Source organism: Bartonella sp. DGB2 (genome assembly GCF_046843095.1).
Lineage (GTDB): Bacteria > Pseudomonadota > Alphaproteobacteria > Rhizobiales > Rhizobiaceae > Bartonella.
Map to the genome: position 1 here is coordinate 286,409 of NZ_CP177325.1, position 23,589 is coordinate 309,997.

Sequence of the window (23,589 nt, forward strand, 5' to 3'; positions counted from 1 at the left end):
ATTTCTTTACCGCGGCAAAAAGCGCGGAATTTATCGGCTATCATGGTGTTATCCATATTGCAATTAGCCATTCGTTTTAATCCTATCCAGTAATGATCATAATCAATACCACCAGTAGCTGGAAACGTGTTTATTACTGTGTCTACGGTGTTATCGCGCCGTGCTTTGCGCCATTTTCCCGTTCCCTTACGCAGAAAGTCTGGTGTTTTTCGCTAGAAACAATTACTGTAGCTGTAAATGACTATATCGCCGTTTGTTGCGGGACTCTGTTCATATGACACGGTCGTTGATGATATAGGCATTTACTGTACCACTTTCTCCTAAAAATATTTGACAGACTTTGATAAGTGTCAAACTTTAGAAAAAACAATATTTATTAATTTTTCTGTATATAAAATTGCTAGAACTGTCTATCCTTATAGTGGCTATTGTCCTACATACAATAATTTAAACTTATATAAGTTTATCAGTATTTATAAATACTTTATAAGTATATTGGAGATAATTCATGTTAATTCTATTAGCGTTTGGTTTTTTATTTAATGGTATAAGGATTTTAACTGGAGCTTTTATCGTATTTTATATGTTAAATAGAGGAATAACTCTCATAGAGATAGGTATAATTAAGTCTTCTCAAGCTTTTATTATGATGGTATCTGATATACCACTTGGTTATTTTGCAGATAAAAAGAGTTATAAGATTTCTATAGTTTTATCATCAGCTTTTTCTGCGGTATGGCTGTTCCTTATGGGTATTTCTGATGGATTTTATGGTTTTCTTTTGGCTGAGTTATTTAATGCATTATCATTAACATTGATTGCTGGCGCTTACAATGCTTTGCTAGTACAATACTCTAAGGCAAATTTAGAAACAACAAAAAAAATTATTGGTTACAGTTCTCAGTGTAATTATATTGGTATGTTTTTATTCAGTTTGATAGGCGCATATTTTGCCGATTATGCTGGACCATATATATGGTATGCAGCAGCATTTTTGATGTTAATAACAACAATATTTGGTTTAATATTTATGGATAATTTAAAATTAGAAAATAAAGAATATGAATATAATTCATTTGCTTATGATGTAAAAGAGATGTTTTTTATATTTAAAAATTCTCCTTACGTTTCTATTTATTTTTGTTTTGCATTAATTTTTATTAATGTTTTTGCTCAATATTGGCAATGGATATTTAAGTATTGCGATATTAAAATTAATTATTTTAATCTTGGTATTGTGTTCTCTTTTATATTGCTTTCTCAGTTAATAGCTAGTACGCTTTTTACAAAGCTAAGCGAAAAACAAAATATATTTATTATTTCGATAATTTCTTTGTTAATGATTTTTATCATATTTTTTATTGATATAAATAAGATATATGCTTCAATTTTAGTTTGTATGATTTTTTACTTAATAAAATATGTATCAATTCGTGCAGAAGTTGTTTTACATGATAGTATTAGCGACAGACTTAGGGCTACATATGAATCATTTCTATCTACTTTAGTTAGATTAAGTTTATTAATATTTTTTTATTTCAGTGCGTACATGATAGATATTTTTGGTTTTTTTTCATTAGTTTATATTTTTATTATATTTTTATTTATTTATTTATTTTCAATTTTTTTTAAACAGGAGTAAGACATTCATTTTTCTTGTCCGAAGAATGGTTAGCGTTATAAGGAGCAATTTAAGGGATTTGTGCTGAGCCCGTTTGGTATTCAAGTTATGCTTTTTATATTTTTAGTTCCTAGCAGAGCTAAAGATATAGCGATATTTAAGACAGACGATTTTTTAGGAACCTCTAACGGCTATATATGGTTTTACCGCAAGAAAATCCTTATCTATGGTGGATATTGATGCTACCGTACTCGTTCATTCAAAAAATCGACCATAGCAAGTTGATGTTCATCATGGAGTCGATCGTCAAGCAGATTACTAGCGGCTGGCAAGTCTGGCTCCATGCTGGGCAAATGTGGTTGCGAAGGTGGCGGCAAGCCGTCACCTGTTGGATTTTGTATTTCTCCGATTTTTGGCAACCACCGTAATGGCTCTTGTTTGCCTAGCATATCCTTATCTGGCTGCTCTTCGCTAGAAGCTATTACCTTGGCTGAGAATAAACTATATGGCAGGTTATCGCGAGCATCTGTCCAGGCAACCCGATCATTGACGATGTAAGCATTGGCGGTACCAGAACCGCCAATGCGCCGAACCTCTATCCAATTACCATTTTTCAAAACTTCAATAGATCTTCTAATGGTGATTACAGAAACCCCCATCAGTTTTGCCAATGTAGGGTATGAAGCTACTACGGCGTTATGGTCGCCTACCTGAGATACAAGTACATGCAAGAGACCTGCTGCATATGGCTTTGTGATCGTTAATTGTGCCCAAGATTCGTGTGTTTTTAAATCAGTTTTGACGAAGTTTTAGCCATTTTTTTGCGGTAATTTTAGTGAGTTTAGCATGATCAGACCCTCGCTCTAATTGGATATAAAATTTAGTCTCGACCCTGCTCTCTTATAAAGTAATGCTATTCTCATAGGGGTTTGTATAACCTGTTTTAGAGAATTGAGCTATTTAATTATTAGGACAGTAGCGCCAAAAAATATACTAAAAATGTTTATCGTATTATGCAAGGAATAAGCCCCGTGTTACGCGTGTGGGGCGTCTTCGTTTAAGACGATAATATGGCATAGGAGAGTCTCTGTATGTTTTGCGCTCCCTTAAGCAAGCTTGCATGTGATCCTTTTCAAAAGAAGTGCTAAAGGAGCGGTTACGAAACTCCAAGATAATTAGGGCTTTCGCGTGTAATGGTCACATTATGGGTGTGACTTTCTTGAAGGCCAGCATTGGTAATGCGCACAAAGGTTGCTTTTTCTTGAAATTCAGTGATATTTCTAGCTCCTACATAGCCCATAGAAGCGCGTAAACCGCCGGCTAATTGGTGTAAAACAGCAGCAATGGGGCCCTTATAGGCAACTTGACCTTCAATCCCTTCTGGGACAAGTTTAAGCGCATCGCGCACTTCTGCTTGGAAATAACGATCTGCAGAGCCGCGCGCCATAGCACCTACAGAGCCCATCCCCCGATATGCTTTAAAAGAGCGTCCATGTGCAAGATAAACTTCACCAGGGCTCTCTTCTGTTCCCGCCAATAACGAGCCAATCATAGCTGCGCACGCACCTGCTGCGATGGCCTTGGCAAAGTCACCTGAAAACTTAATCCCGCCATCAGCAATAACTGGGATGCCAGCCTTTTGGGCGATATCCACCGCGCCTATAATTGCTGCCAGTTGCGGTACTCCTACCCCTGCCACAATACGTGTAGTGCAGATAGAACCTGGACCAATTCCTACTTTTACTGCATCGGCGCCATGATCAATCAAAGCACGCGTCGCTTCTGGAGTCGCTACGTTACCCGCGATTACTGACGTCTCTCCAGCTTGTCGTTTAATAAAATTAACCGCCTCCAACACTTGTTGTGAATGGCCATGTGCTGTATCAACCACTAAGATATCTACGCCTGCATCTAGTAAACGCTCTACCCGATCGCGCCCTTCGCCACCTACTGTAGTGGCCGCTCCTACACGTAAACGCCCCTGTGGATCTTTTGTAGCATGAGGATGAAGACGCGCTTTTTCAATATCTTTGACGGTGATTAGTCCTACACACCGCCTTTGGTCATCAACTACCAATAATTTTTCAATTCTATATTGATGTAATAGGCGCTTAGCTTCTCTATATTGATGTAATAGGCGCTTAGCTTCCTCTTGTTTGACATTTTCCCGCACGGTGATGAGATTCTCACACGTCATTAATTCGTGGATTTTTTGTTGGAGGTTTGAGGCAAAACGCACATCACGGTTGGTCAAAATCCCCAATAATTTACTGGGAACATGCTGGGGGTTTTCTACAACGGGAATACCAGAAATATGGTATTTTCGCATCAAGGCTTGAGCTTCTTCAAGGCTTGCCTCTGGTCCTATGGTTACCGGATTCACTACCATACCGGATTCGAATTTTTTAACTTGTCTTACTTCTTCTGCTTGGGCTTGTGCGCTCATATTGCGATGGATAACACCTATCCCTCCAGCCTGTGCCATTGCAATAGCTAGATCCGCTTCCGTTACAGTGTCCATCGCAGCTGATAAAAGAGGCAAATTTAAAATAATATCGCGGCAGAGGCGCGTTTTTATATCTACTTGGCTTGGCATCACTTCTGAGTGTCCGGGCTGAAGTAACACATCGTCAAAGGTTAACGCCCAAGCGCCGGTTGCAGTTTCAATAATTTTTGCCATAGCCAAGTTCCTTGAAAAACAAAGATGCCGCTAAAGCAACGACATCTTTATATCCTTTTAACATTGGCAACGACTTGTATCATGTCCTGTTACCAATGAAAAGGCCGTTGCGTGATTTTGCGATCCGTGATTTTGCGATCTTAGTATGGAACAAAAACGAGTATGAGCGGATTTAATTGGTAAGCACCTTATTGTATGTCTCAATTGAGAGAGTATGATGAATCTCATAAAGCTTGCTTAAGCCTTGTATATAGTATTTATTTTAAAGCTAGGGCTACGGAAGAAGGTAGATTAGGGTAAAGATTTAATATTTATTATAATTTTTCTGGACATTTTTGTAAATTATGTGAAACTTAACTTCATTGTAGATTCCAAGCCTGCAAAGCCATATCTTATTAAGAAAACCATTATAACAAACAGTTGGGGACATTATGCAAAACGAAACGCTTACAAAACGCCGCTCTAATGCTATCACTAAAAGTGTCGGTGTATCAACACCAATTTTTATCAAAAAAGCACGCAATTCCGAATTATGGGATGTTGAGGGCCGTCGATATATTGATTTTGCTTCGGGAATTGCCGTACTTAATACTGGACACTGCCACCCACACATTATGGAAGCAGTGACAGAGCAATTGAAAAATTTTACCCATAGTTGCCACCAAGTGGTTCCGTATGAAAATTATGTGACCCTTGCCGAAGAGCTTAACCAACGCGTGCCTGGTGATTTTATTAAGAAGACTTTCTTTACTACTACAGGGGCTGAAGCGGTGGAGAATGCAATTAAAATTGCCCGTTCCTATACGGGCCGCGATGCTGTTATTGCTTTTAGCGGGGCGTTCCATGGCCGCACCTTTATGGGTATGGCGCTCACGGGAAAGGTCGCTCCCTATAAAACGGGTTTTGGATCTATGCCCAATGGAGTTTATCATATCCCTTTTCCAACTGAAGTGCATAATATTACGTCAAGAGATAGCATTCAGGCTCTTAATACCCTTTTACGGTCTGATGTTTCACCTCAGCGCGTAGCAGCTATTATTCTTGAGCCTGTACAAGGAGAAGGCGGTTTTTATCCCGCGCCAGCTGAACTTATGCGTGCGATTCGTACCCTTTGCGATGAACATGGAATTGTTATGATTGCTGATGAAGTACAAACAGGTTTTGCTCGTACGGGCAAGGTCTTTGCTATGGAACATTATGACATTAATGCTGATCTTATCTGTATGGCTAAAAGCTTGGCAGGAGGGTTTCCGCTGTCGGCCGTAACGGGGCGTGCAGAGATAATGGATGCCCCTGTGGTAGGTGGATTAGGCGGTACTTATGGGGGCAATCCTGTAGCTATTGCAGCAGCTTTAGCTGTTTTGGAAGTGATTGATAAAGAAGACCTTTGTAATCGCGCCCAAGTGCTCGGCACACGTTTGCATCAAAAAATGGTTTGTTTGCAAAAAGATGTGCCAGAAATTCGCGACATACGAGGCCCAGGCTTTATGAAGGCGATTGAATTCTTTAACCAAAACGGTGAGCCTTGTGCACAATTCACAGATCTCGTACGCAAAATCGCGCTTGAAAAAGGGCTTATCTTGTTGAGTTGTGGAGTGTATGGCAATGTTATTCGTTTTCTTGCTCCCCTTACGATTGAGGATCTTATTTTTGACGAAGCTTTAGAGATTTTGGAAGATTCAATCCGTACTGCAAAACAGCAAATAAGCGCCTAATATCGCTGTATTAGGAATGGGGGGAAGCGTTTATTTACGAGCGTTTTGGTGTTAATATCTGAACCGCTTACACTAAAGGAGTGACGCAAAACTGGTGGGCGACCTAGTGTGGTATGGGCGCCACCTTTGCGCACTTAGGATAAGTTGATTAAAAGATCGGTATTTCTATAGAATACCCCTTGCAATCAAGAACATATGATGTACATATCACGGCGATGAATAGAGTCTAAAATACGGATTCATAATTAAGTGTAATCTGGGGCAGAGTGCTCATAGAAGAAAATTTATTAAGGATGAAATGGTGGATAAATCAAAAGCTCTTGATGCTGCGCTGTCACAAATTGAACGGGCATTTGGCAAAGGGTCTATCATGCGGCTTGGCCAAAAGGAACAAGTTGTTGAAATAGAAACGATACCTACGGGCTCATTATCGCTAGACATTGCTTTGGGAGTCGGCGGCTTACCAAAGGGGCGTATCGTTGAAATTTATGGGCCTGAGAGTTCTGGAAAAACGACATTGGCCTTGCATACGGTGGCTGAAGCACAAAAACGTGGCGGCGTTTGCGCTTTTGTTGATGCAGAGCATGCGCTTGATCCTGTTTATGCCCGTAAATTAGGGGTTGATCTTGAAAATCTTCTTATTTCTCAACCTGATACCGGGGAGCAAGCTTTGGAAATTACTGATACTTTGGTACGCTCTGGGGCCATTGATGTTTTGGTTATCGATTCCGTGGCGGCTCTTACCCCCCGCGCAGAGATTGATGGTGAAATGGGCGATTCTTTGCCTGGCCTACAAGCCCGTTTAATGAGTCAAGCACTGCGCAAATTAACGGCGTCAATCTTCCGATCTAATTGTATGGTGATTTTTATCAATCAAATCCGTATGAAAATCGGGGTCATGTTTGGTTCGCCTGAAACAACTACAGGTGGGAACGCCTTAAAATTCTATGCTTCGGTACGCTTGGACATCCGTCGTATTGGTTCTATCAAGGATAAAGATGTTGTGGTAGGAAATCAAACGCGGGTGAAGGTTGTTAAGAATAAACTTGCCCCTCCTTTCAAACAGGTAGAATTTGATATCATTTATGGCGAAGGCATTTCTAAGCTAGGCGAGTTGATTGACCTTGGGGTGAAGGCAGAGATCGTAGAAAAAGCGGGGGCTTGGTTTTCCTATAATTCACAGCGTTTGGGGCAGGGGCGTGAAAATGCTAAGCAATTTTTACGCGCAAATCCCGCTATTTCTGATGAGATTGAAGCCGCCTTGCGACAAAATGCGGGACTTATCGCTGCTGAATTGTTAGAGCAAAGCGGACCTGATCCTCGTGATGAAAGCGATGGAGACTAATAAATGGCTGGCTGTTATTTAAATGCCCATGAAATTTTCAGACCCTTTGCGGCGGTTTAGTAGTGGCTTACCCTTAATATTTTTATACGGCCTTTATGATGAAGCATTTAATCCTTTTCTCATGTGCGTGGCTTATTTGGGCGGCTATAATAGAACAAGCGCTTGCGAATAATGATGTTGCATTAGGGAATAAAACTGTGGAACGTATCTTTTTAAATAAAGGAGATGCGCTAAAACAGCACACGCCTATAGTATTGCCCATTGATCCGACTCCTTTAAAAATTCGTGGTGGGTTAGGTGATGCTATTTATCAAATAGAAATTGCTCGAACCCCTGCTGCTTTAGAAGCTGGTTTGATGTATCGTTACAATTTTCCGCAAAATCGCGCTATGCTTTTTCGATTTAGCCAAAATGAGCTTATTAATATGTGGATGGCGAATACGCCCTTATCTCTAGATATACTTTTTGCCGATGAGCATGGTAAAATTGTTACTATAAAAAAGGGTGCTATACCTTTTTCTATGGAAAAAATTTCGTCGCAAAAGCCTGTAACTTATGCAGTTGAGCTTAATGCGGGTCAGGTGGAGGCCTATGGTATAAAGGTTGGGCAATATCTCATTCACCCCGCAATCTAATTTCTTATAAGGGATAATAAATGACAGCCGAAACTGTGTATTATTTTGAATCGGGTGGAGCCCGCTTAGCTTATCGACAAGAGGGGAGGGGGGTGCCCATCTTATTAATCCATGGCTTTGCTTCATCTTCTTATATTAATTGGTATGCAACGGGTTGGTTTCGTATTCTTACAGAAGCGGGCTACCGTGTTATTGCGCTTGATAATCGTGGGCATGGATTATCAGATAAATCTTATGATCCGCATGTTTATAGACCTGAGTCTATGGCTAATGATGCCTGCGCTTTGCTTGACCATTTGGGCTTAGAGAAAGCATGTATTATGGGCTATTCTATGGGCGCACGTATTGCTGCCTTTATGGCGCTACTGTTCCCAGCCCGCGTTCATAGCGTTATTTTTGGTGGCCTAGGGATTGGCATGATTACGGGAGCAGGCGATTGGCAAAGCGTACAACAAGCTTTATTAGCGCAGGATCCAACCACGATAACCGATCCGCGTGGGCTCATGTTCCGTAAATTCGCTGATCAAACAAAAAGCGATAAGCGAGCCTTGAGTGCTTGTATCATGACCTCAAAAAAGCAACTTACTGCGCAAGAGGTTTATCGCATAACCCAACCTGCTTTGGTGGCAGTAGGAACAAAGGATGAAATCGCCGGCGATGCAGAAAGTTTGGTTGCGCTTTTGCCGCATGGGGTATGCCTTTCTATTCCAGGGCGCGATCATATGCTGGCTGTTGGCGACAAGACCTACAAAGCTGGTGTTTTGGAGTTTCTTGCCTGCCACCCCTTTTCTTAAGGCAAGGCGCAAATTCTATAAAGTATATTTCGATAGGGTTAACCTATTAAAGGCTCTTAACTTAGCCGCTTCATAAAGGATCGCCATGCCAACTTCTATTTTATATGATGAGATTCCTGAAGCAAAACCTATTTGGGAAACGATAAGAATTCAAACGCAAAAGGCACTACAGTTGGATCCTGCGCTACAGGATTACTTTGAAGTCGCTATACTGAATCATGCGCGCCTTTTTGATGCTGTGGCTGCATGTGTAGCAGCACGACTGGAAACGGCGGAAATGCCGCGAGCGACCCTTTATGCCCTTTTTGATCAGACAGCGGGTCAAAAAACGCAGTTTGAAAGGGCCGTTGAAGCTGATCTTATGGCATTTTTAGAGCGCGATCCAGCTTGCCATCGGTATATTGAGCCCATTCTTTATTTTAAAGGATTTATTGCGCTACAAACCCACCGCTTTGCGCATATTTTTTGGAATCAGGGACGTAAAGACTTTGCCTATTTTTTGCAAGGCCGAGCATCGTGTGTTTTTCAAGTCGATATTCACCCTGCTGCCATTTTAGGACAAGGCCTGTTTTTAGATCATGCAACTGGCCTTGTCATTGGGGAAACGGCAGTGGTAGAAGATAATGTTTCTATTCTACATGGGGTCACTTTGGGGGGGACAGGAAAAGAATGTGGTAATCGCCACCCTAAAATCCGCCAAGGTGTATTGATTGGTGCGGGCGCAAAAATTTTGGGTAATATTGAGATCGGCGCTTGTGCAAAAATTGCTGCAGGCTCTCTTGTCCTCAATTCAGTCAGCGCACATGTAACAGTTGCTGGTGTTCCTGCCAAGATTATAGCTAGACACACCACACAAGAACCTGCTTTAACCATGGATCAAGCGCTTAGCAACCATTGATCTTTGTTCTTTACATAAAGATATAGATACCGTATGAGACAGAGCCTAAATTTACAAAGGAGAAAACGGTGAATAGTGAAGAAATAAAAAGCCTTGATGCTTATTTTAAGCGCGTATTCCAAAACGCATCTTTACGAGTCAAAGAGCGGCTTAAAAAAGATGATTCCTGCGAAGTTTACCTTGGAGAAGAATTTTTAGGCGTAATTTACCGCGATGAGGATGAGGGTGAGCTCTCTTATAACTTTTCTATGGCCATATTAGATATTGATCTGTAGCTTTCAAACTAGCGCTTAAAAAAATCTAGGAAATTAGTTTAATCTGAGCATGCGCGACACGTGACTTAACCCGCATGGCCTTCCGCGATAGGTTTTTGGAATGTGTACCCCATGTCCCAAGGGAAATAAATCCACGTATCTTGGCTGACTTCTGTTACAAATGTATCAACCAAGGGCCGACCCTGAGGTTTGGCATAAATAGTAGCAAAATGAGCGCGCGGGATCATGTCTTTGACGATTTTTGCTGTCTTACCGGTATCGGTAAGGTCATCTACTACTAAAATCCCCGCCCCACCATTGGTTTTCAGATCCTCATTAATTGATTTTAATACATGTAAATCCGTTTGGTTGCGATAATCATGGTAAGATGCAATGCAAACTGTCTCAATCATACGTATGCCGAGCTCTCGGCAAATAATCGCGGCGGGTACAAGACCACCACGAGTGATGGCCACAATGGCACGCCATTCCTCATTGCGTCCAGCGATGCGCCACGCTAAGGCACGTGAATCGCGATGAAATTGATCCCAACTAACAGGAAAAGCTTTTTCAGGGAGAGACATTGGAGGCTCCTAAATCAAGGAAAGATTAAGCGTTTTAATCTAATTACTTTCTCAATAGCAAGCCTTAAGTTCCATTCTTTTATGAAGATTTTAGCTGCGTTGTCCTTCTACAAAGTAAAAACACTTCGAATCCATATTACAAGGCATTTAAAGGTTTAAAACTTTATCAGCATAAATGCTGGAGCGTCGGTACCAAAGCCACGTTCAAGCGGCACAGTATCTTTATGTTTCGCAGGTGACGATATTTTTTTTGGTATCTCTTGTTTAGGGATAAGAACGTTATCACTCACTTTGGGTTTTATATCCACAGAAGTGGGGTTAGCCCCCCGCTTAGCTTTATGATTCTGCTTTGAAGATTTTGCGCTATGGCTTGGCTTTTTGTTTAATACGGGCTGCTCTGTTTCTGCAGAAAGAGTGCTGAGGTTGCCATCAAGCCAAGCGAGTGTTTCGCCGCTCATTGTTTCAATAGCAGTAATGTATTTTTGATCCTTTTTGGTTGCAATGGTGAAAGCTTTCCCGCTGCGGCCCGCTCGTCCGGTACGGCCAATGCGGTGAACATAATCTTCAGCGTGAATAGGTACATCGTAATTAAACACGTGGCTTACGGCGGGAATATCAAGTCCACGCGCGGCTACATCTGAGGCAACTAAAAGGCTGATCTGGTTATCTTTGAATTTGTTCAAAGTTTCCATACGGGTGCGTTGATCCATGTCACCATGTAAGGCACCTACGTTAAAACCGTGTTGGTCAAGAGAACGATAAAGTTCAGCAACGTCGACCTTGCGATTGCAAAAGATAATGGCATTTTGCAACCCATCACCTTCGCCACGGATAAGATCGCGTAGAACCGCACGCTTATCCCATGGTTTGCTAGCTGATTTTACTAAATATTGGCTAACAGTTTTAGCAGTTGAAGATACAGCAGCCACTTCCACACGCACGGGAGCGCGTAAAAACTGTTCAGTTAAGCGTGTGATTTCTGGTGGCATAGTGGCCGAAAAAAATAGTGTTTGGCGGCTAAATGGTATAAATTTACAAATCCGTTCAATATCGGGTATAAAACCCATATCCAACATGCGGTCGGCTTCATCAATCACTAAAATCTCGACTCCTGTCAGCAATAATTTCCCGCGTTCAAAATGGTCAAGTAGGCGACCTGGTGTAGCGATCAATACATCAGCGCCGCGCTCTAATTTTCGCTCTTGTTCATCAAAGGATACACCACCGATCAGCAAGGCCACATTCAGCCTATGATTGACACCATATTTATCAAAATTTTCTTTGACTTGAGCCGCCAATTCCCGCGTTGGTTCTAGAATAAGTGTGCGGGGCATGCGCGCGCGCGCGCGCCCTTTTTCCAGTAAGGTTAGCATAGGCAAAACAAAGGATGCTGTCTTTCCTGTGCCCGTTTGCGCAAGTCCCAATACGTCTTTGTGCTTTAATACATGGGGAATAGCGCTGGATTGAATGGGGGTAGGCGTTTTATAACCTGCTGTTTTAACAGCAGAGAGTACTTTGTCAGATAGCCCTAAATCATCGAAACTGGTCAAAGAGTCTTCTATACTTTCTTTTAATGGCTCCACGATAAATATCCTTTAGCGGAGGCAGTTAACCACTTTAATCAATATAGGCGTTACGGTGCCTTTAGAGAAAAGTCAACTATAACTAATAAATCTAACGCTTAAAAAAGCAACAAAAACCTTAATAACGAAATTGTTCTGACAAAATTCGTTCATTCCAGGAGTGATTGGAGTCAAATAAAAGCGAAGTTTCGACGTCAAATGCTACAGAAATCGTTACGCTAGAGACAGATTTTACCTCTACATTATCAGCAGCAGCATTTACAGGTCGTTTTTTTGATTCTAGCATGTCAAAGCGTACTAAAGCATTATTAGGCAAAAGCGCGCCATGCCAACGGCGAGGCCGAAAAGGGCTTACGGGGGTAAGAGCCAAAAGTGGGGCTAGAAGCGGCAAAATAGGGCCTTGTGCCGATAAATTGTAAGCAGTTGAGCCTGCGGGCGTCGCAAGCATAATGCCATCACAAATTAGTTCATCTATGCGAATCTTTTTATCAACAACGATTCTTATTTTAGCGGCTTGATAAGATTGTCGAAAAAGCGATACTTCATTAATAGCCAAAGCCTCTACCTGACCGCAGTTTTCTGTCTGTGCTACCATGCGTAGGGGGTGCAAATTTTCACGATGTGCAGCTGCCAGTCGTTCTGCTAAATCATCTATGCGGTATTCGTTCATTAAAAACCCAACGGATCCGCAATGCATACCATAGACCGGCTTTCCGCTATTCATAAACTCGCGTAGACTATGCAAAATAGTGCCATCACCCCCTAAGACCACCACCACATCTGCTTTGTGTGCTTCAGTTTGTCCGTATAGTGATATAAGGGTTGAAAGCGCTTGTTGGGCGCGTTCTGTGGGCGCGGCGATAAAATGAAAATAGCGCGGCAAAGGTTGCATAAAACACTCATACTTAAATTTAAGGCTCTGTAGAATTGAGCCATGATATAAGATTAAAATGCTCTTTTAGGAAGAGTCCTTCTCAGCTTTTATTAGATCATGACATAAGCTTAACATATAAAGCAAAATTACTATAGAGAAAGGTAGCCCGCATAAGACTACTGCAGTTTGCATGGCGCTAAAACTGCCTGCGTAGAGAAGCCCCACGCAAATAAGTGTGGTCACACAACCCCAAAAAACACGAATCCAATGAGGAGCATCATCGCGAATCGCTCCGCCTTTACTCGAAAGATTAGCGATCATTAAAGTGCCCGAATCGACAGGGGTAAGAAAAAGCACAAAGCTGATCACCACGGTAAATCCAGCTAAAATCTTTGTATAAGGGAAGTATTCAAATAATTTATAAATAGCCATAGGCGGATTTTCTAAAGCGGCTTGTCCTAAAGCAGTTTGTCCATGGTTCAGAACTAGATCAATTGCTGTATTGCCAAAAAGCGAAAGCCAAAGTAACGTAAAGCCTAAAGGAATTAGCATAACACCTAACACTAGCTCTTTAATGGTTCGGCCGCGTGAAATACGGGCAATAAACAGTCCAACAAAGGGCGCCCAAGCGATCCACCATGCCCAATAAAACAAAGTCCAAGAAGCCAGCCACTGACTATTAGAAGAGAATAAATAAAGATTAAAACTACTTTTTATAATTGAAGATATATAATCTCCTGTATTTTGCACAAGGCCATCCAATATAGTTAGGCTTGGTCCTGCTAAAAATACAACAAGCAATAAAATACATAAAAATAAAACATTGACATTGGATAAAAGGGCTATGCCTCGATCAATACCAATAACGGTCGCGATGGTGGCAGCAACCATCATCACTACAATAATCGCAATTAAAACAGGTGTGCTTTGAGGAATATCAAAAAGATAAGAAAGCCCTGAATTAATTAAAAGAGCTCCGATGCCTAAGTTAGTAACCATGGAAATAATAGTGACTAAAATCCCGAAACTATCGACTAGATGCCCAAGGATGCTATCTATTCGCTGGCCAAAAAGAGGATAGAGAGCTGATCGCAAAGCTAAAGGGTGACCACGGCGATAAGCAAACCAAGCAAAAGTTGTTGCGATTAAGGCATAAAGCGACCAACCGTGCACCCCCCAGTGCAAAAAGGTGATAACCATAGCATGGCGCGCTGCATTGATATCACCACCTTGACCCTCAGGTGGTGTTAAAAAATGAGCTAGCGGCTCATAAGCACCATAATAGACAAGTGCAATGCCAATGCCTGCCGAGAAAAGCATAGCCAACCAAGAGTGGTAAGAAAATTCTGGATCTTCGTTAGGCGCACCTAATTTTAGCTTGCCAAATCGAGAAAAAGCTAGCCATAAAGCAATGACGAGAGAAAATGCCATGATCAGGACGTAATACCAACCAAAGGCAGCGGCCACCCACAGCTGGGCGCGAGCCATCCAAGCTTCACTTGCTGTGGGATAAAAAACAAGAATAAGCCCTACAAATAAAATAAGGGCAGATGAACCAATAAAAACTGGCTTGTTAATTAGGGTTTTTGATGTATTTTTATAATTTTTTGTCTCTAACATGGGGTATTAATTCTTATGTTGATTGGGTTCGTCATTATTAGTTGAAGTTTTTTATTATGCAAGCCGATTTTATATATTATATATTTTTTATATATTGATTGATTGTTCAATCAATATTATGGAGAGCTCATGAAGAAGAAGATAGTGACTGAACGCAAAGCGCACCTTGTTAACGCCGCTTATTTTACTATAGGTGAAACGGGGCTAAATGCTATAACCCTTTCCGATATTGCCAAAAAGGCGGGCTTATCCACGGGTCTTGTCAGTCATTATTTTGGTGACAAACAAGGGATTTTACACGCCACAATGCGTAAAATTCTATGTGATCTCCAGCAAGCAGTGCGAGCAGCTCGCCATCAAGCTCCCCCTGACGCTATCTCTCAATTAAAAGCAATTGTGCGGGGTAACTTTGATGTAAGCCAAACCAATCAAAATGCTATGCGGACTTGGCTTGATTTTTGGGCAGCTAGTATGCGCTACCCTAATTTACAAAGGCTGCAACGGATTAATGACCGTCGCCTTTACTCTAATCTTTATTGGCAATTTTTTCGTCTTTTACGGGGCGATGAAGCGCAGAGAGCGGCTCTTGGTTTAGCAGCGCTTATTGATGGGCTTTGGTTGCGTGGTAGCTTGAGGCAGGAAGATTTTAATGTAGCGCAAGCGATAAATTTAGCGAATCATTATATTGATCAACAATTGTGCTTTGGCCAGAAAGAGCCATGTGTACCTGTAGTAGATGACAATAATTTGGATCAGTAAACGGTTTTATCTTGAAGCACGCTAAGAGATAGGCTAGAAGACCAAGGATAAGCACCCGTAGCTCAGCTGGATAGAGCGCTGCCCTCCGAAGGCAGAGGTCACAGATTCGAATTCTGTCGGGTGCGCCACCTTTAAGCAGGTCCTAAATAGTCTGAATAAAAACGCGTCACCAATCCGTAATGTATAGCACGGTAAATCAAGTGTACATGCGGGATAATCATGGGCAGCAATTGCGTGGGTATAATTATTGATCAACTGCCAAATTATATTTTGCAACAACCAATTCTTGGGTGGGATTTTCTCAAAATCAACCTTTTTAGCGCTTGGCACTGCGGCTAAAATGGATAATGATCTTCAAAGCAAAAAAATGCCTCATAGGCTCAATGAAGTCCAAGAAGGAAAAGAAATGGGGGGCATCTATATTTTTAAGCTATTGCGTCGTGAACTGTGAACAGCCATATTCTTTCGCTAAAGCCGATTCAATGAGATCAATTAAGATGCGCTGATGAGAAGGTTTTCCAACGGTATAGCAGTTTAAAGATGCTTTAGAATGCATTTCCATACCTTACTAAAGATCCAATCATCAAGACATTGATCTGGTGTAAGGCAATCTTACACAAAATCAGCCGCATCTTCTACATTTAAGCAGGAGGGGGAACCTAATGCCTTATCACTCTTGTTTTTGTTCTTTTAAATGGAGTGCACCCATTAAGAAGTATGTTAGCTAACTAGAGCGCATTATGGGTGGGAAGCGAAGTGGACCCAGGGTTTTGCTTTAGGCAAAAAAAACGATATTTACGTTGTATTATAAAAATTATAATTAGTAAAGGAAGCCCATCTGCTAAAGTTCTTCCAAATAAATGACCCGCCGTTGCATCCCAACCGCTAGCCTCATAGCGCCTTTTTCTGTAAAGATCTGCGTCTATATAGTCTAAGGCATAGTCTAACCACTTTTGGGAAGTGGAGGAGGCAATGAGACTGTGATACTCTTCGGGATAGCGGCTTTTTAACTCCTCTAGCTCGCCTTCTTTAAATTTGAAATTAGGGTCGTGCCAATCATAGGATAGCACAGTGCGCCAAGCGCCATGTGCATAATGTGCTGGGATATTGTCGTGAATAAGCGCGTCCTTAGCATTTTCCCAAAAGTGCATAGGAGGGGGGGTAAAATTAATAATTTGTTGAGGCATGAAGCTAGGTGAGTCGGGCGAAATAACGTGACGTACGCGTACTTCCCCAAAGGGTGCGGGAAAGAGTTTCTCTGCTGGCGGTAAATATTCGGTAGTTTTAAAAGGGACAGCCATTTCCTGGCTATACAAGCTTAAAATTTCTTGCGAATGGTGTAAGCGGTTTTGGTCATCATAGCTACTATGAGAAAGCTTCATTTTTTTTCCGCAGTACTATTAACCCATAAAAAACTTGAGAAAGCCTCGCTCGCCTCTTTCACATTTTCTGCGCCCATTAACCATGCCACTTGTCTCGGAGCCGTCGTCTCTAATTGGTATTGAAGAAAATCTAATTGAAGTTGAAAATCGCGCCAATCTTTCCTTTTTTTTCGGGCATATTCCTTAAGCTGGGAGGCGCTTTTGCTCCAGCCTGCAATTCCTATGTACCGTGCATATCTACCATTTAAGACAGGATACTCATTTTCTGCAGCAGGATTAAGATTGCTCTCTTCAACGCAATTGCCAATAATAGCCGCAGCTTGGAATGGTTTCCAACCCTTGTCTATGAAATAAGCAAGGCTAAATCGTTGTTTTACGATCTCTAATTTTTTTGTGGTTTGATTGAACTTAAACCAGGTTTTAGCGTCTTCTTTGATTTTCAATTTATCGTGGAGAGCCTTTATTTCATCTTGAAGAGAAGTAAAAGAATTTTTTAGCTCGTCTAGACTTTGTCTCTCATTAGCCCCCGCTGGCACACAGAATAAAGCCATGCACAGCCCAAGCGTGGCTAAAACTTTACCCGCTTTCATCCCAAAAATCCCCATTAGTCTACTTCCCTATAACATTAAACCCAAGGAGGATTATAGAATATGCACAAACTACGCAACCCAAAAGAAGATTTTAGAGTCTTTCTATTCTTCGTTTGGAAGCATCCAAGCCTACCACCGCCTACATGGTCACAGTATATCTTAGCAGAATGGCTAGCCACCGGCTCTAATCGTCTTGTCATTCAAGCTTTCTGCGGTGTTGGTAAGTCTTTCGCCGCCGCCTATGTTTGCTGGAGACTTCTCAGGCTTTATCTTAAAATTAATTGCTCAAATGCCCCTCTTACAAAATTTGCGGCCAAGAGAAGGCCAAAGGCCATCCAAAATATCCTTTGATGTTGCCCTATTCCGTTATCTGTTAAACAAAAATCTAAAATCATTATGCTTTGTATTAAAATTTTATGAATATATATCTATGTCACATAGATAGGCGATATTCTTAATTTGATACTGAAATTTAGTGGACAGTGTTTTTTATAGCTCTAGCTTTGTAAAAGCAGGTATATTTTATGGTTTAACGGATGGCTTTAGAGAATATGCCTTAAAATCAAATAGCGCACAAGATATCACAATCCTTAAGAAATGTTTATTCGGATAGAAGGTGTGCATATATGTGCATATAAATATAGAAAGTTTTTACTTAAATATTGTGTGTGCTTTAAATTTATGTCAATAATATCAAATTAAAGCTTTATCTGCTTTAGTTAATTAAAATTCGCTTATAAAAGCGTTTCCTATGGCGATCACATTTAGATTAGGTTTTTGATATGATTGATTTTGCGACAAAGCGTGTTTCTACTACCACCCCTGAATACGCTTTCGAAATCGTACCGCATCCTTCTCCTACCCCGGCCGATGTACGTCAGAAAAAAATTACTGAACCAGGTTTTGGTTCAGTTTTTACGGATCATATGGCCTTGATTCATTGGTCAGAAGATCAGGGATGGCACGGAGCAAGAATTACGGCTCGTGCTCCATTTCAAATTGATCCAGCTAGTTCTGTTTTACATTATAGCCAAGAAATTTTCGAAGGTATGAAAGCTTATCGTACTGAGGATGGGCGTATTTTATTATTTAGGCCAATAGCCAATGCTCAGCGATTAATCCAATCAGCGAAGCGTTTGTCTATGCCAGAATTACCGACTTCCGTCTTTTTAGAGGCAGTGCGCAATTTGGTACGATCTGATCATGCATGGATACCTAATGGGCCTAATTCTAGCCTTTATATACGACCTTTTATGTTTGCTAATGAACCTTTTTTAGGGGTGCGTCCCGCGCGGCAATACATTTTTTGTGTAATTGCCTCACCAGTTGAGCTTTATTTTGGCGCAGATAAAGCGGTTTCTGTTTGGTTGGAAACTGAATATAGTCGGGCAGGTCCCGGTGGCACGGGTGCGGCGAAATGTGGCGGGAATTATGCGGCGAGTTTACTGGCTCAAGCTAATGCCTATGCCCAAGGTTGTGATCAAGTTTTGTTTCTTGACACAATTGAGCATAAGTGGGTTGAAGAGCTGGGTGGCATGAACGTCTTTTTTGTAATGGACGATGGACAATTGATAACGCCCAGCCTTTCAGGAACTATTTTACCTGGTATTACCCGAGATTCTATTTTGATTTTAGCCAGAGAAATGGGTTTAGATGCTCAAGAGGGAGCATATTCTTTTGCTCAGTTACAAAGCGATGCCATAAGCGGTAAATTGCGTGAGGTTTTTGCCTGTGGAACGGCGGCGGTTGTCACTTCCATCGGCCGCTTTAAATACCAAAGTGGTGAAATCATTATCGGAGGCGGCGAGGGTGGCGAGGTCACCAAAAGCTTGCGTCGTCAGCTCGTTGGTCTCCAAAGAGGAGAAATTCATGATAAATATCAATGGGTTGAAGAAGTAAGTTTACGTTCAAGTTGTAGCAACCCTTAAATGTATAAGGTTTTATTTAGTGCGTAGCGTCCCGTATAGCTTTGCACGTCTATTTCTACTTACTAGGAAGCCCGCCCTTGTTGTTCGCGAAGGTACGCTCATTAAAAGCGCACCTATTGGTTGATAAAACAGTTTCCACCAGCATCACGTATTTGTTCACATACGCTTTTTGCTTCATTGAGGGTAGAAATAGAAATGCGTACGCGATAGCGAGTGCTGCCATTGATTGTTGTTGGAGCGATTCCTAGGTGGTAGGGGCGAAGAATAGCTCCGTAAAAGTTGCGTGCCCAACTGATAAATCTCTTTGCACTCTCTTTGGTGGCGGGAGAAGCAATTTGAACATAGTAGTTGGCATGCGTTGTTTGTGCTTTTGAGGTAGGTGTGTTTGTTGTGCTTGTTTTAGGGCTTGGGATTGGTATATTTTGGAGGGGTATTTCATTTGTAGTCGCGGCTAAATTGTTAGCTTGAATTGTACGGGCTATATCGTCTTCAGGCATGGGAGCAGTAGCATGTAGCTCTGATTCTGAGATATCCTTGTTTTGAGCGATAATGCTGCTAATATCTAAAGATGATTCTATATCCGAAGGCGGCTTGATAGTACTATCGTTGGTAAATAGGCTGTCATCGTTAATGGTGCTGTCGGAAGGGTCGCTTACAATAGTATCCTCTGTATTAGCAAAATTTTGGTTATTGTCTTGCTTTTCCGCGGCGGTATACTCTTCATAAGGGACGCTGATAATACTACCATCAGGTTTTACCACCACTTGTTGAATAACACGTGACCTATCTTCGGAGGGTAAAGGAGGCGAGGAATCGTCATTCTGGGGGGAAACAACAAAGTGAGGCAGGCTTTTTGGTGTTTCTGAATGATCAATTAGAACATTTTGGGCTGTTACATTATAATTTTGTTCACCCTGTGCCTGCTTATAAACATCTTGACTTATGGGCGTATCCTCGTCGTGAGATAGCGTTTCAGGCTTGGATTTAACTGCGCGCTTATCGGCATGAATTATGGTGGGTGAAATATTGTTGTCTAAGGCCAAGAAGTGATAGATTCCATATCCGCCACCAAGGAGTATAAGAGCCAATAGACTAAGGAGCGCGAGCCTTTTACCAAACCTAGACCCTTTATGTTTGCTTTGTGCCGCCAAGGCTGCAGCTCCGCTAAGAGCCTCTGCGCTAGCCATTACCGCCGTTTGATCACCAATGTCCCATGGATAAGCTTGTAGAGGCACATCACTTTTCACATTTGACGCTGCCGTTTCATCTGCATTAAAAATCTCATTAAAAAAGGCATCAGCATCTGCCTGCGCCTCAGAAGCAGTGTTGCTTTCTTCAGAAAAAGATCCAAATACATCAGCAAGGTCACTCTCTAGTGTTTGAACCACCTCGTTAGCGGTTTCAAGCTGATTTACTTCAGGGATATCAATTAGTTCTGTTTTTTCTACCTTTTCATCAGCAAAGGAATAGCTGTCTACGATAGGGGACGCCGTTTCGCTGTAGAGCTCTGGCGTTTTTGTATAACTATCTACCTCTGCTTCAAATGTGGAAGCATCTCTTTCATATGCGCTAGGGTTAGATTCCCCCTTTGATGTTGTGTGGGGTATGATTTCCGGCGCTTGTGAAAGATCCTCCAAACCAAAAGGATCATAAGCTGTGATATCCGATGATTGCGGCGCGCGGTTTGTACTCGACTCTTCAAATAAGTTGTCGTATGCGGCAAAATTAGCGCCATAAGAAGTGTCTAGTGCCGTGGGCGTAGATTGCCCCCCCATGAGGGGAGAGACAGATTCTATAGCCGGTGAATCATTTAATATGGACGAACTATCTTGTATTTTGTTTTCCTGCGCTAAAGAAGCGGATGCCCTATGGGTTTGATTTTGCTCAGAGCCGCGCGTCGTTGGCTCTAGTAGAAGAGCCTCTAATTCGTTACTAAGACTATCTTCATCAAAAAAGTCTCCTTCTGAAGGCGCAGAAGAGATTGGGTTAGGATTATTATTTGATGTAGTTGGTATCTCAGGTGGCGTACCATAGGAAGGTGAGAAATTAACCTTTTGTGGATTTGTGTGGTTAAAACTTGTTGTCGATTTCTCGACCCAATTTTGTGCTTCGTTATGATCAAGTGGAGGTTCTGAAAAGCCTGTATTATTCTCATCTCCCCAATTTTGATCATCTGCATGATATAAAGGCAGTTCTGCGATAAGATTATTTGTTTCTTCTGGTACTTCGGTTTTTGATTCGGAAGAGGTGCGTTCCGATGCTAGCACTGGGGCATGAGAAGTAGGCGGTGTTGGTTGATTGCTATATTTTGCCCGCGCTAAACCAAAAAGCTTTTCCAGCTCTTGCAGGGGGTCGCGCGGTTGTCCCCCGTAGGTGGAGGATGGATTATTGCGATCATTATCGCTCATATTTTCCCCGTAATTTTTGCAGGTGACCAATTATTGTATGAAGCGGTATTATAAACGACATTTAATCTTTGTCCAATTGATAACAAATGAAAAATGTCTTTCTTAGGCTTTCACACGGTAACATAGAAATGACCGTCAGTTGTCTAATTCATTTCGGTGGGAGCCTCTACGCCAATAATCTTTAACCCAGAGGCTAATATATCGGCGGTGGCTTGCACAAGGCCAAGACGAGCGGTGGTAAGGGTCTGATTGTCAGCGCGGACAAAACGCAAGCTTGGATCTTCATTGCCCTTATTCCATAAGCTATGGAAATAGGAGGCAAGGTCATAGAGATAAAATGCTAAGCGATGCGGCTCGCGATATTTCGTAGCTTGTTCGATAATACGAGGATACTCAGCCAACTTGCGCAAGAGATTGATTTCGCTTTCATGGGTGAGGCATGTCCGTGCCTCTATCATCGCTTCCTTTGAGAAATCTACGGCATTAAAAGTTTCTCGCGCTTGCCGCAAAATAGAGTGACAACGCGCGCTTGCATATTGCACATAGAAAACTGGGTTATCCTTTGATTTTTCTGTAACTTTGTTATAGTCAAAATCAAGAGGCGCGTCGCATTTGCGATAAAGCATCATAAAACGCGTGGAATCACAGCCTACAGCGTTAATTACATCACGAACTGTTACAAAAGACCCAGCCCGTTTAGACATTTCGATCGGGATACCATCTTGTAAAAACTTTACCATTTGGCAAATGATTGCCGTGAGCTTTGCTTTGCCGCCGGATACGGCTTTGGCAATAGCTTCTAAGCGTTTCACATAGCCGCTATGATCAGCACCTAAGACATAGATCATTTCGTTAAAGCCGCGGGTGTATTTATCATAAAAATAGGCGACATCGGCGGCTAAATAGGTGTAAGATCCATCAGATTTAATCAATGGACGATCTTGATCATCCCCTGCTTCGGTGGAGCGGAAAAGCGTTTGCTCGCGATTTTCCCAATCTGTAGGGGTTTGGCCTTTTGGAGGGGGCAAGGTACCTTTGTAAACATAGCCGTTTAAGGTTAATTCATTGATGGCTTTACGAACAGCAGCTGCGTCACCTTCATGCAAGCGTTGTTCAGAAAAAAAGACATCGTGATGAATGTTTAGCAAACTTAGATCATCGCGAATCATATCCATCATGGAGTCAACAACGCGGTTTTTGATTATGGTAAGCGCTTCTTCTTCATCCTTTTCAAGTAAGCTTGTGCCATAATCGCGAGCTAAATTTTCTCCAACGGGAATGAGATAGTCGCCAGGGTAAAGGCCAGGCGCAAGAGTTCCTATTTCATGGCCTAGCGCTTCTTTATAACGATGGAAAGCAGAGCGAGCTAAGGTTAAGATCTGCCCGCCCGCATCATTGATATAATATTCTTTGATGACTTCGTGTCCTGTAAAGGACAAGAGATTGGCAATGACATCCCCTACGATTGCACCGCGGCAATGGCCTATATGGATAGGCCCTGTAGGATTAGCCGAAACATATTCTACATTTACCCGTTTGTTTGCGCCTACTCTTGAACGCCCATAGGAGGGGCCAGCCTGCAAAATTGCTTCAAGGATTTGTTGCCAAAATTTATCTTTCAATTTCAGATTAATAAATCCTGGGCCCGCTACTTCAATATTGTCAATGCTTTCATCTTTTTGCAAAAGCTCTGCAAGATTTTGGGCAAATTGGCGTGGCGAAACCCCTACAGTTTTAGCCAAGACCATGGCGGCGTTAGTTGAAAGGTCACCATGGCTGCCATCGCGTGGGGTTTCAACGGTAATGCGGTTTAGCTCAAGTTTTTCGCCATTTTTTGCTTTAATATCAGATTGTTCAAGGATATTCTTAATTTTTTGCTCGAAGTGTTTGAAAATATTCATGATGCCATTTCCAGTTTT

20 protein-coding genes and 1 tRNA gene are annotated in these 23,589 nt (G+C 41.9%); 11 read left to right on the plus strand and 10 right to left on the minus strand.

What is annotated here, in order from left to right; all coding sequences use genetic code 11:
* The first annotated feature begins 508 nt into the window (after positions 1-508).
* Complete coding sequence (locus ACK28X_RS01420; RefSeq protein WP_412057924.1) at positions 509-1,642, plus strand: MFS transporter; 1,134 nt, start codon at positions 509-511, stop codon at positions 1,640-1,642.
* A gap of 221 nt (positions 1,643-1,863) precedes the next feature.
* Here the strand turns inward: ACK28X_RS01420 and ACK28X_RS01425 are convergent, their stop codons facing one another.
* Together ACK28X_RS01425 and guaB are read right to left on the minus strand one after the other, a co-directional pair.
* Entirely contained in the window at positions 1,864-2,352 is a 489-nt protein-coding gene (locus tag ACK28X_RS01425) for a hypothetical protein (RefSeq protein WP_412057925.1), read from the minus strand.
* A gap of 425 nt (positions 2,353-2,777) precedes the next feature.
* Positions 2,778-4,301, minus strand: a complete 1,524-nt coding sequence (gene guaB, locus ACK28X_RS01430; RefSeq protein ID WP_412057926.1) for an IMP dehydrogenase — start codon at positions 4,299-4,301, stop codon at positions 2,778-2,780.
* 431 nt (positions 4,302-4,732) lie between these two features.
* Between guaB and ACK28X_RS01435 the strand changes: the two genes are divergently transcribed.
* The 6 genes from ACK28X_RS01435 to ACK28X_RS01460 all read left to right on the plus strand — a co-directional run bounded on the left by ACK28X_RS01435 (position 4,733) and on the right by ACK28X_RS01460 (position 9,963).
* On the plus strand, positions 4,733-6,016 hold the full coding sequence (locus ACK28X_RS01435) for a 4-aminobutyrate--2-oxoglutarate transaminase (protein WP_412057927.1): 1,284 nt from the start codon (positions 4,733-4,735) through the stop codon (positions 6,014-6,016).
* Between the two features lie 301 nt (positions 6,017-6,317).
* On the plus strand, positions 6,318-7,361 hold the full coding sequence (gene recA, locus ACK28X_RS01440) for a recombinase RecA (protein ID WP_412058257.1): 1,044 nt from the start codon (positions 6,318-6,320) through the stop codon (positions 7,359-7,361).
* A gap of 95 nt (positions 7,362-7,456) precedes the next feature.
* Positions 7,457-7,996 carry a DUF192 domain-containing protein gene (locus tag ACK28X_RS01445; protein ID WP_412057928.1) on the plus strand — a complete coding sequence of 180 codons (540 nt, stop codon included), beginning with the start codon at positions 7,457-7,459 and terminating at the stop codon, positions 7,994-7,996.
* 20 nt (positions 7,997-8,016) lie between these two features.
* A complete protein-coding gene (locus ACK28X_RS01450) occupies positions 8,017-8,790 on the plus strand; it encodes an alpha/beta fold hydrolase (protein WP_412057929.1) in 774 nt (257 codons plus the stop codon).
* Between the two features lie 85 nt (positions 8,791-8,875).
* Positions 8,876-9,688: a serine O-acetyltransferase gene (gene cysE, locus ACK28X_RS01455; RefSeq protein WP_412057930.1), complete on the plus strand. Its 813-nt coding sequence runs from the start codon at positions 8,876-8,878 to the stop codon at positions 9,686-9,688.
* Between the two features lie 68 nt (positions 9,689-9,756).
* Positions 9,757-9,963, plus strand: coding sequence for a DUF3126 family protein (locus tag ACK28X_RS01460; protein WP_412057931.1), 207 nt, complete (start codon positions 9,757-9,759; stop codon positions 9,961-9,963).
* A 65-nt stretch (positions 9,964-10,028) separates the two neighbouring features.
* On the opposite strand, the gene gpt is transcribed toward ACK28X_RS01460, so the two are convergent.
* The 4 genes from gpt to ACK28X_RS01480 form a co-directional block, all read right to left on the minus strand.
* Positions 10,029-10,526 (minus strand): xanthine phosphoribosyltransferase, encoded by a 498-nt coding sequence (gpt, locus tag ACK28X_RS01465; RefSeq protein ID WP_412057932.1) that lies wholly within the window; start codon positions 10,524-10,526, stop codon positions 10,029-10,031.
* Between the two features lie 155 nt (positions 10,527-10,681).
* Positions 10,682-12,088: a DEAD/DEAH box helicase gene (locus ACK28X_RS01470; protein WP_412058258.1), complete on the minus strand. Its 1,407-nt coding sequence runs from the start codon at positions 12,086-12,088 to the stop codon at positions 10,682-10,684.
* A gap of 139 nt (positions 12,089-12,227) precedes the next feature.
* Entirely contained in the window at positions 12,228-13,001 is a 774-nt protein-coding gene (locus ACK28X_RS01475; protein WP_412057933.1) for an NAD kinase, read from the minus strand.
* Positions 13,002-13,067: 66 nt separating this feature from the next.
* Positions 13,068-14,603 carry a BCCT family transporter gene (locus ACK28X_RS01480; RefSeq protein WP_412057934.1) on the minus strand — a complete coding sequence of 512 codons (1,536 nt, stop codon included), beginning with the start codon at positions 14,601-14,603 and terminating at the stop codon, positions 13,068-13,070.
* Positions 14,604-14,732: 129 nt separating this feature from the next.
* On the opposite strand from ACK28X_RS01480, the gene betI reads away from it, so the two are divergent.
* Positions 14,733-15,362 carry a transcriptional regulator BetI gene (gene betI / locus ACK28X_RS01485; protein ID WP_412057935.1) on the plus strand — a complete coding sequence of 210 codons (630 nt, stop codon included), beginning with the start codon at positions 14,733-14,735 and terminating at the stop codon, positions 15,360-15,362.
* A gap of 51 nt (positions 15,363-15,413) precedes the next feature.
* A tRNA-Arg gene (locus tag ACK28X_RS01490) sits at positions 15,414-15,490 on the plus strand.
* A gap of 600 nt (positions 15,491-16,090) precedes the next feature.
* On the opposite strand, the gene ACK28X_RS01495 is transcribed toward ACK28X_RS01490, so the two are convergent.
* Together ACK28X_RS01495 and ACK28X_RS01500 are read right to left on the minus strand one after the other, a co-directional pair.
* Complete coding sequence (locus ACK28X_RS01495; protein WP_412057936.1) at positions 16,091-16,744, minus strand: hypothetical protein; 654 nt, start codon at positions 16,742-16,744, stop codon at positions 16,091-16,093.
* Positions 16,741-17,349, minus strand: coding sequence for a phage tail tip lysozyme (locus ACK28X_RS01500; protein WP_412057937.1), 609 nt, complete (start codon positions 17,347-17,349; stop codon positions 16,741-16,743). Before ACK28X_RS01500 ends, ACK28X_RS01495 begins: the two co-directional genes overlap by 4 nt.
* A gap of 45 nt (positions 17,350-17,394) precedes the next feature.
* Here ACK28X_RS01500 and ACK28X_RS01505 point away from each other — a divergent pair, with 45 nt between their 5' ends.
* Positions 17,395-17,685: a hypothetical protein gene (locus ACK28X_RS01505; protein ID WP_412057938.1), complete on the plus strand. Its 291-nt coding sequence runs from the start codon at positions 17,395-17,397 to the stop codon at positions 17,683-17,685.
* Positions 17,686-18,116: 431 nt separating this feature from the next.
* Complete coding sequence (locus tag ACK28X_RS01510; protein WP_412057939.1) at positions 18,117-19,262, plus strand: branched-chain amino acid aminotransferase; 1,146 nt, start codon at positions 18,117-18,119, stop codon at positions 19,260-19,262.
* A 113-nt stretch (positions 19,263-19,375) separates the two neighbouring features.
* On the opposite strand, the gene ACK28X_RS01515 is transcribed toward ACK28X_RS01510, so the two are convergent.
* Together ACK28X_RS01515 and argS are read right to left on the minus strand one after the other, a co-directional pair.
* Positions 19,376-21,670 (minus strand): SPOR domain-containing protein, encoded by a 2,295-nt coding sequence (locus ACK28X_RS01515; protein WP_412057940.1) that lies wholly within the window; start codon positions 21,668-21,670, stop codon positions 19,376-19,378.
* Positions 21,671-21,813: 143 nt separating this feature from the next.
* The gene (gene argS / locus ACK28X_RS01520) at positions 21,814-23,571 is read right to left on the minus strand and encodes an arginine--tRNA ligase (protein WP_412057941.1); all 1,758 of its coding nucleotides are present in this window, start codon (positions 23,569-23,571) and stop codon (positions 21,814-21,816) included.
* Positions 23,572-23,589 lie beyond the last annotated feature (18 nt).

Coding starts and splice junctions, on each gene's coding strand:
- ACK28X_RS01510 (WP_412057939.1), top strand. CDS start 18,117: ATGATTGATTTTGCGACAAAGCGTGTTTCTACTACCACCCCTGAATAC.
- betI (WP_412057935.1), top strand. CDS start 14,733: ATGAAGAAGAAGATAGTGACTGAACGCAAAGCGCACCTTGTTAACGCC.
- ACK28X_RS01445 (WP_412057928.1), top strand. CDS start 7,457: ATGATGAAGCATTTAATCCTTTTCTCATGTGCGTGGCTTATTTGGGCG.
- ACK28X_RS01435 (WP_412057927.1), top strand. CDS start 4,733: ATGCAAAACGAAACGCTTACAAAACGCCGCTCTAATGCTATCACTAAA.
- guaB (WP_412057926.1), bottom strand. CDS start 4,301: ATGGCAAAAATTATTGAAACTGCAACCGGCGCTTGGGCGTTAACCTTT.
- ACK28X_RS01515 (WP_412057940.1), bottom strand. CDS start 21,670: ATGAGCGATAATGATCGCAATAATCCATCCTCCACCTACGGGGGACAA.
- argS (WP_412057941.1), bottom strand. CDS start 23,571: ATGAATATTTTCAAACACTTCGAGCAAAAAATTAAGAATATCCTTGAA.
- ACK28X_RS01475 (WP_412057933.1), bottom strand. CDS start 13,001: ATGCAACCTTTGCCGCGCTATTTTCATTTTATCGCCGCGCCCACAGAA.
- ACK28X_RS01505 (WP_412057938.1), top strand. CDS start 17,395: ATGCACAAACTACGCAACCCAAAAGAAGATTTTAGAGTCTTTCTATTC.
- cysE (WP_412057930.1), top strand. CDS start 8,876: ATGCCAACTTCTATTTTATATGATGAGATTCCTGAAGCAAAACCTATT.
- ACK28X_RS01500 (WP_412057937.1), bottom strand. CDS start 17,349: ATGGGGATTTTTGGGATGAAAGCGGGTAAAGTTTTAGCCACGCTTGGG.
- ACK28X_RS01480 (WP_412057934.1), bottom strand. CDS start 14,603: ATGTTAGAGACAAAAAATTATAAAAATACATCAAAAACCCTAATTAAC.
- ACK28X_RS01420 (WP_412057924.1), top strand. CDS start 509: ATGTTAATTCTATTAGCGTTTGGTTTTTTATTTAATGGTATAAGGATT.
- ACK28X_RS01450 (WP_412057929.1), top strand. CDS start 8,017: ATGACAGCCGAAACTGTGTATTATTTTGAATCGGGTGGAGCCCGCTTA.
- gpt (WP_412057932.1), bottom strand. CDS start 10,526: ATGTCTCTCCCTGAAAAAGCTTTTCCTGTTAGTTGGGATCAATTTCAT.
- ACK28X_RS01495 (WP_412057936.1), bottom strand. CDS start 16,744: ATGAAGCTTTCTCATAGTAGCTATGATGACCAAAACCGCTTACACCAT.